The following is an 11,632-nucleotide window of genomic DNA, read 5'->3' on the forward strand; positions in this document are numbered from 1 at the left end:
ATTTTTTAAAAAACCAACTAGAGGAGTCTCGCAGATGGCGATGATTACACTTCGTGAATTAATGGACTACGCAGCAGAAAACAACTTCGGTATGCCTGCGTTTAACGTAAACAACATGGAACAAGTTCGTGCAATCATGCGCGCAGCTGACGCTGTAGATTCTCCAGTAATCCTTCAGGGTTCTGCTGGTGCACGTAAATATGCTGGTGAGCCAATGCTTCGCCACATGATTGCAGCTGCAGTTGAAATGTTCCCTAACGTTCCAGTTGTAATGCACCAGGATCACGGTTCTGATGCTGGCGTATGTTTACGCGCAATTCAATCTGGTTTCACATCTGTCATGATGGATGGTTCATTACAAGCAGATATGAAGACTCCTGCTTCTTATGAGTACAATGCTGGGATTACTGCTGAAGTGGTTAAAATGGCTCACGCTGGTGGTGTTTCTGTTGAAGGTGAACTAGGTTGCTTAGGTTCTCTAGAAACTGGAATGATGGGTGAAGAAGATGGTCACGGTTCTGACGCTAAGTTAGACATGGACAGCTTATTAACAGACCCAGAAGAAGCAGCTCAATTCGTAAAAGACACTAACGTTGATGCTCTAGCAGTAGCGGTTGGTACTTCTCATGGTGCTTACAAATTTACTTCTAAGCCTGGTGCTGATGTTCTTAAGATTGACCAAATCCGTAAGATTCACGAACGTATTCCTGATACTCACATCGTAATGCACGGTTCGTCTTCTGTTCCAGAAGAGTGGTTAGAAACGATCAATAACTACGGTGGTGATATGGGTCAAACTTATGGTGTACCTGTTGAAGCAATCGTTGAAGGTATTAAGTATGGTGTTCGTAAAGTAAACATCGATACAGATTTACGTATGGCATCTACTGGTGCAATCCGTAAGCATTTGTCTGAAAATACTGCTAACTTCGATCCTCGTAAATTCTTCAATGCTGCTGAAAATGCAATGATGGAAATTTGTAAGTCTCGTTTTGAAGCGTTTGGTTGTGCTGGTCACGGTTCTAAAATCAAGTCACTTGGTTTAGAAGAGATGCAAGCTCGTTATGCTTCAGGTTCATTAAACCAAACTGTTAAATAAATAACCGTTTAGTCTGAACTCAAAAAGCCCGCTTTATGCGGGCTTTTTTGTGTCTATAAAATATTAATAATATGGTTCATAACTAATGATCAATAACTAATGATCAATAACTAAATGGTTATGAAGAGCATAACAGCATTTAAAGATGAGTCATAAGAGCTTAGTTATAATAAGTACAATAATTAATTATAAGGATTCTTGCCCTATTTCGTGTTTATGCATTTGGGTGCAAGGTTTCATTTAGAAGGTCTCCATGAATACTCCAGAAATATATAACTTTGAAGTTACTCAAAATAATTTCAACTCAATAGCACTAATGAACTCATACAAATTGCCCGTTTTTACGCTCTTTATGAGTCCAAGCATAGGTAATTGTGTAAGCTTAGAAAAGTCATTAGGAACCTATGCAAAAGAATTTGCTGGTAAATTTATATTGGCACGTGTTGATGTTGATATGAGTCCTGAACTACGTGATGAATATGAAATTAAAAATGTCCCAACAATAAAGGTTATTAAAAATGGTGATACCGTTCATCAAGAAATTGGGATGTTAAATGAAGATGAACTCTCTGATCTCTTCAAAACATTTGATATCTACCGTGTCTCAGATAACTTAAGACAGCAAGCTCGTGATGCACATATAAATGGTAATACAACCGAGGCAATCAAACTACTAACGCAAGCTATTCAAGAAGATCCTAGTAGCACTCATGTTGCCTTAGATATGATACAAATCTTGTTAGATATTAATGTGGTTGACCAAGCTAAATCGCTGTTTAATAAATTACCTGATAGTGCAAAGGATTCTGATATCGGTAAATCGATTATTGGGCAGATAACTTTTAAAGATTTAGCTAACAACACAGAAGGGTTACTTGCTTTAGTTAATAAAGTTCAAGCGAATCCAATGGATTTTGATGCTAGATTTGACTTAGCGGTATGTTATGTTGCAGAACACGCGTATGAAGAAGCGTTAAATCAAGTATTTGAGATTTTGGATAATGAACATACTTATCGTGAAGGCGCTGCGCAAGAATTATCGGTGAGTATTATCAATATGCTTGAAGCTAATGAACCTGAGTTGGCTAAAGAGGCACGCAGAGTGTTAAGTAATATGATTTCACAATAACTAAAATTGAGTCATTTAATAAACTTTAAACTGTAAAAAGGGCGGATAACCGCCCTTTTTGATATTTATGTAATAGGTTTAATATTAACTGTAAAAGCTTAGATTTAATTAGACATTGAAGTGACCCTAATAAGTTGACACTTCACAGTACAGCGATTGAGAAGCCTTTTAAAATATTACGCCTTTGCCTTAAATTTTATCACTCAGGCTTCCCGTTACTTTTTGCAATTTGGCAAAAAAGTAACCAAACGAAGAACTTGGCTGTAGAGCCAAGAAAAAACAAACCCCGCTCCATAAATGAGCAAGTTCTAAGTTTGTGAACTGAAAACGCTGAACTCGCTGGTGCCCCGTAGGAAATGCCCTTGGGGTACTCAAACAGCAGCGTTTTTTTACCGTTCACTACGCTAAGAACCTTGCACCATTTATTACAAGGGGACTTAAGGCGTTTGCCCAAGCTTCAATAATAAGCATCACAAGAATGAAAATAACTCAAATCTGATAATGAATTTTGATCAAGTTAAGTTAGTAATTAACTGGTGTCTTGTCAGATTAATTATAATTATTTAGATAGTAACAAAATGGCCTCCATTAAACGTAATCGCTATCGTCTAAATTTTCCATATCGGTACTACTAAAACGACAGACGTTAACGCTTATGTAATCGTCATAAGCACTCCCTGAGCTTACCCAGTTCTTAACTTTATTTTCGATAGCTTGAGGTAGAACCTTTTCACTCAGCACTAAACAGAACCCGTATTTAAAGCGAGGGCTTTCGGCCGTCTCAATAACCACTTCGCTCTCATTTACAAATAGTTTAACCGATGCTTCTTGACCCGGCATAGTGACAAAAGCTGCCGCACCATGCTGTTTAATCAGTTGAGTGAGCTGATTGTTAAAGTACATTTTGCTTAAAGGATTGTGCTGGTAGTATTCTTGAATTAAATCTTCAGCTCGGCCGATTAAAGAGGTCTTCAACGCATCAATAGAATCAAAGCTTTCTTCACCCAGTTCAAAAATGACATAAGCTTGCTGTGATTTGCCTAATGTTAAAGATTTATCTTCAAATATGATTAAGGCCGCCCCCTCTAAAATTTCTTGGTAGTCCTCATCTGAGAACTCTTTTAAGGCTTGTTTGAACTGATCTGCGTTCATTATCTAATCCTATTGTTTAAGTGTTTGATTCAGTATTTTATCAGAGACCTTTACTGCACATTCGTGTAAAGGTCTAGATGCCGTTATAAAAAAACCCTGGTAAGCTAACCTGACCAGGGTTTGTATTTAACGCGATTAATATGCGAGTTCAAGATGAATTAAGTGGTTAAATTGGCAAATAATTGAGGCAACTTTTCAGGCAGTTTCATGACATCATCAACAATGGCATAACGATTTTGCCCAAAGATATTTTGCACATATTTATCAGCATACTGGTCAATGGTTAAGCAATAGGAGTGAATGCCTTTTGATTGCAATTCTTCTACCGCTTTTTTTGCATCTTGTTTTAGATATTGACCATCTTGTTCATCAATGTCTGCTGGTTCACCATCAGTAATCACCAATAGTAGTTTCTGTTTACTGTTTTGTTGTTCAAGATAGTGACCCGCGTGACGCATTGCCCCACCCATACGGGTAGATAATCCGCCTTGCATGCCAGCTAAGCGTGCATGAACTTCGGAATCAAATGAGTCTTCAAACTGTTTAAAACGGACGTATTGTAAATCGTGACGTCCATCAGATGAAAAACCGTGAACAGCAAACTGATCACCAATTCCATTGATCGCATGAGAAACTAATATAGCGGCTTCTTGAGTGACTTCAAGAATGGTTCTATCTGTATCAGCCACCGTTTCATTGGTGGATTCAGATAAATCTAATAGAATCACTACCGAGACCTCACGGCTACGTATCACGTTTTTCATGGTAATACGAGGGTCAGGTTCTTCTCCCATGCGGATGGCGGTAATAGCTTCTACACAGGCATTTAAGTCTAATTCATCGCCATCTTCAATTCGACGGATGCGCTGCAGGCCAACCGCTTGTAATTTATCAACAATTTGTTTAATACGGTGAGCAATTCCCTTATTCGCTTCTAGAATTCGATCATAAAGTTCAGGATCACCTTTTTTAGCACGACGTTCATATAACGTCACCCAACTAGGTCGGTGTAACTGAACACGGTAATCCCATTCGTGATAGTGGTAAGGGTCTGATACAGGTTCAATCCCTTCCATTTCATTCCAGGATATACCATTGTCTTCATAAGGCATTAGTTCTGAGCCTAAAACCCAGACTTCATCATGGTCAACATCAACCAGTTCAGAATCAATTTCGTTAATCATTTCCATTACAGAGACATGTTTACGAACGGTTTCTTGGTAAGCAGAACCGCTGCCTTCCATTTCAGCCCACTCTTCTGAAGCCCAAACAAAACGGTTATCATCACGATAGCCAAAACGCTGTTTATTCAACTCAGTTAATGAAACCCATTTATTGGTTGAGATGTTTAAAACGTTATGTAATAAAATCCCTAAATCCCAAGACCATTTTTCATTATCTAAGTTATCGTCAATTTCAGCATAAAACTTATCTGCAACAATCATCAGCTGTTCATCTTGCAAATCAAATTTTGGATCCATTAATTTCAAAGCAAGTTGTTCAAGACGATAAGCGGTAGACTTAGGGTCTAAAACAATTTGGTCTTGGCTCGCTCTAATGACTTTCATCCATAGATTTTTTAGGCCAGGGAAGTCTTTAATGGCATTGTATTCAACTCGGGCATCTTCAATGATTTCTATAAAGAACATTTGTTGAGGTGTGAGTTGCTCCATGGAAATAGCCGCTTTACTGTAGCAAAGGTGAGAAGCTAAGTGAGCTGCCATTGCTCTATAAAGCTCACCACCTTTCACATCGCCTAAATCATTAAGCGCGTCAGGTAGGTGCAAAGCCATATTTTGAAAATAGGGTTTAAAGTCTTCAAAGTCGGCTGCGGCAGGACGAATGAAAAAGTCACGAGCCCAAAATGCACGTAAATAAAAATTAATAGGGCGGTGATAATCTATAAACAACGAGCCTTTACGCTGTTGCTGAAAAACCGCTTTAGAATCTTCAGACTCTAAGCCAAAATATTTGATCTGAGCAGGGAAGTTACGAGCATGAGCTTGCGCACCCCATTGTGCCCAACGACGTAAGCCAGAAACCGTCAGCTTAGTCATCATCTCATCCATGTTTCCAAGCATTGGACGCATTCCGCGTGGTGTCTTAGAACCAATTTGATAAATCAAAGCTAGGTATTGTCTTGTTAAATCAATATCGTTCGTTTTTTCTGCAATAGTAGGTAACGAGTTTAAAACAAGGGCAATAACTTCACCTGAAGTAACTGAAGAGAGCTTCATTACGTTCTCATGAATATCATCCAAAATCTCATCTTCTACTTTTGCAATGACTTGTGGAATGGCTTCAAGATAACTAATAACCACCTCTTGACCTTTACCTAGATAGGCAATCGCATTGGCATTGTCTAACCACTCTTCACGAGAGTGCTCGTTCATGTAGTGAGAGGCTTCTTGGATCAGAGCATCCAGTGTCTCCTCTAGTTGGGGGACACTTTTGATCAATGATTGTTTAACTTCTTCTAGATCAAAACTCATAATATTTTCCTATATGAGACCTTTGCGCGAGATAGGTGCGAAAGAAAAATGAGGGAAAATTTGCCTGATTGCGGCGGAAAACGCAGGGAATAGCTAGCTATTCGCAAGTTTTTCAACAAAAATCGGGTGAATTTTAACCATTTTTAATCGTGCATACTCTCGTGCAAAGGTCTTTGGTATGAGACCTTTGCACCCAAGGGCATAAACACGAGAGGAAAGGTCTCTATACATTTGTTTGTTTAGCAGATGGCCTTAAATACCCGTCAAATGTTGAAAAGCACCAGGCCTGGTCGGTTTATTCAAAAAATGTATCGACCGTTGTTAATAGCGTATCTAAAATATCGTCATCATCGGTTAATGGGGTAATTAGCGCCATAGTACAAGCCTTTTTAGGATCAACCCCTTTATTAATTAGCTGTGCTGCATACACTAATAGACGAGTTGAGATACCTTCATCTAAACCGTGGCCTTTAAGGTTACGAGAACGTTGTGCAATTTGAACTAATTTCTCAGCAATCGCCTTATCAATCCCTGCTTCTTTGGCAACAATGTCCGCTTCGATTGACTCTTCTGGGTAGTCAAACTTAAAACCACCAAAACGCTGTTTAGTCGACTGTTTAAGGTCTTTCATCATTGACTGATAGCCCGGGTTATAAGAGATAACTAACTGAAAGTCTGGATGCGCTTCAACTAATTCGCCTTTTTTATCCAAAGGTAAAATACGACGGTGATCTGTTAATGGGTGAATAACAACGGTGGTATCTTGACGCGCTTCAACCACTTCATCTAAATAACAAATGGCACCAATACGTGCCGCAACCGTTAATGGGCCATCCTGCCAACGGGTACCGTTAATATCAATTAAGAAACGACCAACTAAATCAGACGCTGTCATATCTTCGTTACAAGCAACGGTAATTAATGGCTTATTTAATTTATGCGCCATATACTCAACAAAACGTGATTTACCACAACCTGTTGGCCCTTTAAGCATGATTGGCATTCTTGAAGCATAACCGGATTCAAATAGCTCAATTTCATCTGCAACAGGACGATAAAAAGGTTCATCTTTAATGATGTATTGTGATGGATCTAGTGCATTGACTTCTGACATGGGATTCTCCGTTAACATGACAAATTCAAAAAAAGAGTTTTTAAACTTTAGGAGACCTTTGCACGAGATAGGTGCGAAAGAAAAATGAGGAAAAATTTGCCTGATTACGGCGGAAAACGCAGGGAATAGCTAGCTATTCGCAAGGTTTCCAACAAAAATCAGGTGAATTTTAACCATTTTTATTCGTGCATACTCTCGTGCAAAGGTCTCTTTAGATTTGTTCACTTATTTTATGTCGTTAGTTAAAAACAAACTTAGAAATAAACAAATCTAAAGTGAAAGGTCGGCCAGTTTCGGGGCCAGCCGACCTGTTTTACTAAATCATGAGATATAAGAGTGATTTAGCAAACCTGTTTAAGAAAGGCTTAATTTTATTTAATTAGGCATTTCTCAGAATTTGGTTAGGCTAGAAAAATAATTTCTAGCCTAATAAGATTGGTGGTTTCTCAACCTACCAGGCCTGGTAGGTTAAGAAAACTCACCTGATATTAATAATAGCGTATAACGCTGTTATTACATATCACCACGCTTAATAAGCATGTTAGCACCTTGAGACTGTGAAAAGTTATCATAACCAATCAAACGAACGTGGTTGTTTGGGTTAGCTTTGATACACAAATCAACTTCAGCCAATACTGCGTCTGCAGAAGTTTCACCGAACATCGGTAGTTTCCACATATACCAGAAGTAGTCGAAAGCACGCTCAGGTTCTGAGTGTTCAATCGCAGGGTTCCAACCTTGGTCAATGATGTACTGAACTTGGGCTTTAACCTGCTCAGCATCCATTGTAGGAAGGTATGAAAACGTTTCTGCCTTACGTGACTTAGGATCTGAAACGCGTGAAGGGTAATCTTGAATACTCATTAGTATTTCTCCTAAATTTCAATTACTTATGCTTAACGTCAAGCTTATCAACTGTGTCGAATTCAAACTTGATTTCTTTCCAAGTTTCCATTGCGATCTTAAGTTCTGGGCTATCTTTAGCTGCGTTAGTAAGGATTTCTTTACCAACTTTCTCAATCTCTTTACCTTCGTTACGAGCTTGTACACAAGCTTCAAGTGCAACACGGTTAGCCGCTGCACCAGCAGCGTTACCCCATGGGTGGCCTAAAGTACCACCACCGAACTGAAGAACTGAGTCATCACCGAAGATAGAAACTAACGCTGGCATGTGCCATACGTGAATACCACCAGATGCAACTGGAATAACACCAGGCATCGCACCAAAGTCTTGGTCAAACATGATTCCACGTGAACGATCTTCTGGGATGAATGAATCACGCATGATATCAATCCAACCTAGAGTTGCTTCACGGTCACCTTCTAACTTACCTACAACCGTACCTGAGTGTAAGTGATCACCACCAGATAAACGAAGTGCTTTAGTTAGTACACGGAAGTGAATACCGTGATGCGGGTTACGGTCAATTACCCCGTGCATTGCACGGTGAATGTGTAACAACAGACCGTTCTTACGGCAGTAATTAGCAAGACCAGTGTTAGCAGTGAAACCACCTGTTAGGTAATCGTGCATGATAATCGGCGCACCGATTTCTTTAGCGTACTCTGCACGCTCATACATCTCTTCTGGCGTACCTGCAGTTACGTTTAAATAGTGACCTTTACGTTCACCGGTTTCAGCTTCTGCTTTATTGATTGCATCTTGACAGAAAGAGAAACGATCTCTCCAGCGCATGAATGGCTGTGAAGTTACGTTTTCATCATCTTTCGTGAAATCTAAACCACCACGAAGACACTCATATACAGCACGACCGTAGTTTTTAGCAGAAAGACCAAGCTTAGGTTTGATAGTACAACCTAACATTGGACGACCATACTTATCCATCTTGTCACGTTCTACTTGAATACCGTTTGGTGGCCCACCACAAGTCATAACGTAAGCTAGTGGGAAACGGACATCTTCAAGACGACAAGCACGAAGTGCTTTAAATCCGAATACGTTACCAACTAATGAAGTCATTACAGATACGACTGAACCTTCTTCAAATAAGTCAATTGGGTATGCAATGAAAGCGTAGAAACAAGTATCGTCACCAGGAACGTCTTCAATTCTATACGCACGACCTTTATAATAGTCAAGGTCTGTTAATAAGTCAGTCCATACAGTTGTCCATGTACCCGTTGAAGATTCAGCGGCAACAGCTGCTGCAAGTTCTTCACGAGGAACACCATCCTGTGGGATTAATTTAAAACATGCTAGAAAATCTGAGTCTTTTGGCTCGTAATCTGGCATCCAATAAGTTTCGCGGTATTCTTTTACACCGGCATTGTAAGTCTTAGCCATGTTCTACCTCATTTGGTTTAAATAAAACTTTAAAAATCTGAAATTGGGTTGTGATTTGATAAACGCCCCGTCGTTTTCAGTTGTTGCCCATGTTATCCAGAATTTTGCAATCTGACAATCCATCAACTCTTATGTAAATCATAAACAAATGGTTATAATGCTAAGTCAAAATCACGTGTTTAGGTAGCAAACAGGGTCATTACTTATGAATAATTTAAACGTTACAGCCCAGCAAATACGCATATTTGAGGCGGTTGCTAGAAATCAAAGTTACACAAAAGCAGCTGAAGAACTACACCTTTCACAACCGGCAGTTTCTATTCAAGTTAAACGTCTTGAAGAGAATAATGAAGTGAAATTAATTGAGGTTGTGGGTAAAAAGTTGTTTTTAACTCGACCTGGTGAACGTATGTACAAAAGTTGCCAGCGAATCCTTGAAGAGCTTCAAGACTTAAATGCACATATTAAATCTGAGCAGGCGAGAGTGGATGGTGAGCTTAAGATTGCGGTGGTTACCCCTGCAAAATATTTCATTCCATATATCTTAAAAGCCTTTTTAAATCGTTATCCTGAAGTTAAGCCGGTTATCACCGTGATTAATCGTCGCCGTATCTTAGATGAACTCAAGCAGAATCAATATGATTTATCTATTATGGGCCGGGTTCCAGAAAATTTAAGTATGGAGGCATTTGCCTTCTTTAAAAATGAATTAGTGGTTGCGGCTCCGCCTAAGCATCGTTTATCTAAAGAGAAAAAAATACCGATTAGTGACTTAGTGAATGAAAAATTCTTAATGAGAGAAAAAGGCTCAGGTATTCGTGATTCAGCAATGGCATTATTTGAAGAAAATGGTGTCAAAATTCAACCCTACATGGAATTGGGTAGTACCGAGAGTACTAAACAAGCTGTTATGGCAGGCCTGGGTATATCAGTGCTACCTAAACAAGCGATTCGTTTAGAAACACGTTACCGACATATAGATATCTTAGACGTAGAAGGCTTTCCGCTTATGCGAGATTGGTATGTGGCTAAAATGACAGGTAAAGCTTTAACACCTGCTGCGGATGCCTTTTTAGATTTTTTAAAGACCGTTGATATTAATAAACTATTAGTTATGTCTGATACACGTTAGTGATTAATTAACTAGCATACAAATATCGAATTTTGGAATAACAAATGCCCGAAAAAATTTCTCTACTTGCCAGAAGTGCGACCTTAAGACAGTTACAAGTGTTTGAAAGTATTGCGCGTCATAGCAGTTTTTCTCGAGCGGCAGAAGAATTGCACTTGACTCAACCTACGGTCTCTATGCAGGTTAAAAAACTGGTTGAAGTATTGGATACGCCGCTATTTGAGCAGATAGGGCGAAAGGTTTATCTTACCGAAGCGGGCAAAGTTCTTTATGAATCTGCGGATATGATTCTGAAACAGCTCTCAATGACTGAACAAAAAATTAATCACTTAAAAGGGTTTTCGGGTGGCAGTGTTAAGTTGGCTGTTATCTCCACCGCACAATATTTTGTACCAAAGGTCATTCAAGAGTTCACCCAAGCCTATCCGGATGTGACGGTTTTATTGCGTGTTGGTAATAAAGAGGCCTTATTAGAACGAATTGCCAAAAATCGTGACGACTTTTACCTGCTGGGTCAACCAACCGAAGAGCTTAATGTTGAATCATCACAGTTGGCCGTGAATCCCTTAGCGTTTTTAGCGAATGCAGATCATCCTTTGGTCGGTAAAAAATTAGATATTACCGATTTGTCAGATGAACCCTTTTTAATGCGAGAAACAGGATCAGGGATTCGTGCTCAAGTTGAAAAGGTATTTGAAGGATTTGGATTTAAACCCCATGTAAAAATGGTTTTAGGGGGGAATGAAGCGTTACGTTTAGGGTTATTACAAAATTTAGGGATTACGGTTGCTTCAGTGCCGACTTTGATGGAAGAGATTGGACAGGGGCGGATAAAGATACTTGATGTCAAAGGTTTTCCGATTAATCGTCATTGGTATTTGGCTTATCCCAAAGGAAAAGTACTGTCGATTGCTGCTGAGAAACTCATAGAATTGCTGAAAGTAGAGGGTAAAATGCTTAGTCAAAAAGCCTTTAACGAGTTCTAAAGAGACCTTAGCACGAGAGTATGCACGAGTAAAAATGGTTCTAGGTGCCCCTTGAGGGTAAAAATTCACCTGGTTTTTGTTGTACCCCAAGGGCACTTCCGTTGGGCGACACCTTGCGAATAGCTAGCTATTCCCTGCGGTTTCCGCCGCAAACGAAGAACTCGGCGCCCGAAGGGGTAAGTTGAGAATCAGGCAAATTTTATCTCATTTTTCTTTCGCACCT

At 39.5% G+C, this 11,632-nt stretch carries 9 protein-coding genes; 4 read left to right on the forward strand and 5 right to left on the reverse strand.

The genetic code is table 11. The features are described 5' to 3' along the window. Positions 1-34 precede the first annotated feature (34 nt). Together fba and BS34_RS0100895 are read left to right on the forward strand one after the other, a co-directional pair. Entirely contained in the window at positions 35-1,099 is a 1,065-nt protein-coding gene (gene fba / locus BS34_RS0100890) for a class II fructose-bisphosphate aldolase (protein WP_029406679.1), read from the forward strand. A gap of 253 nt (positions 1,100-1,352) precedes the next feature. Next, the gene (locus BS34_RS0100895; protein WP_029406680.1) at positions 1,353-2,228 is read left to right on the forward strand and encodes a tetratricopeptide repeat protein; all 876 of its coding nucleotides are present in this window, start codon (positions 1,353-1,355) and stop codon (positions 2,226-2,228) included. Positions 2,229-2,816: 588 nt separating this feature from the next. Here the strand turns inward: BS34_RS0100895 and BS34_RS0100900 are convergent. The 5 genes from BS34_RS0100900 to BS34_RS0100920 form a co-directional block, all read right to left on the reverse strand. Next, positions 2,817-3,380, reverse strand: a complete 564-nt coding sequence (locus BS34_RS0100900) for a hypothetical protein (protein ID WP_029406681.1) — start codon at positions 3,378-3,380, stop codon at positions 2,817-2,819. Between the two features lie 158 nt (positions 3,381-3,538). Then, a complete protein-coding gene (locus BS34_RS0100905; RefSeq protein ID WP_029406682.1) occupies positions 3,539-5,872 on the reverse strand; it encodes a nitric oxide reductase activation protein NorD in 2,334 nt (777 codons plus the stop codon). A gap of 295 nt (positions 5,873-6,167) precedes the next feature. Next, positions 6,168-6,986: a CbbQ/NirQ/NorQ/GpvN family protein gene (locus BS34_RS0100910; RefSeq protein WP_029406683.1), complete on the reverse strand. Its 819-nt coding sequence runs from the start codon at positions 6,984-6,986 to the stop codon at positions 6,168-6,170. A 513-nt stretch (positions 6,987-7,499) separates the two neighbouring features. Next, positions 7,500-7,850: a ribulose bisphosphate carboxylase small subunit gene (locus BS34_RS0100915; protein WP_029406684.1), complete on the reverse strand. Its 351-nt coding sequence runs from the start codon at positions 7,848-7,850 to the stop codon at positions 7,500-7,502. A gap of 22 nt (positions 7,851-7,872) precedes the next feature. Beyond that, the gene (locus tag BS34_RS0100920; protein ID WP_029406685.1) at positions 7,873-9,291 is read right to left on the reverse strand and encodes a form I ribulose bisphosphate carboxylase large subunit; all 1,419 of its coding nucleotides are present in this window, start codon (positions 9,289-9,291) and stop codon (positions 7,873-7,875) included. A gap of 205 nt (positions 9,292-9,496) precedes the next feature. On the opposite strand from BS34_RS0100920, the gene BS34_RS0100925 reads away from it, so the two are divergent. After that, the gene (locus BS34_RS0100925; protein WP_029406686.1) at positions 9,497-10,423 is read left to right on the forward strand and encodes a LysR family transcriptional regulator; all 927 of its coding nucleotides are present in this window, start codon (positions 9,497-9,499) and stop codon (positions 10,421-10,423) included. A 44-nt stretch (positions 10,424-10,467) separates the two neighbouring features. Next, positions 10,468-11,409, forward strand: coding sequence for a LysR substrate-binding domain-containing protein (locus tag BS34_RS0100930; protein ID WP_029406687.1), 942 nt, complete (start codon positions 10,468-10,470; stop codon positions 11,407-11,409). The last annotated feature ends 223 nt before the right edge of the window (positions 11,410-11,632 follow it).

Origin of the sequence: Thiomicrorhabdus sp. Milos-T2, assembly GCF_000702325.1 — a bacterium.
Lineage (GTDB): Bacteria > Pseudomonadota > Gammaproteobacteria > Thiomicrospirales > Thiomicrospiraceae > Thiomicrorhabdus.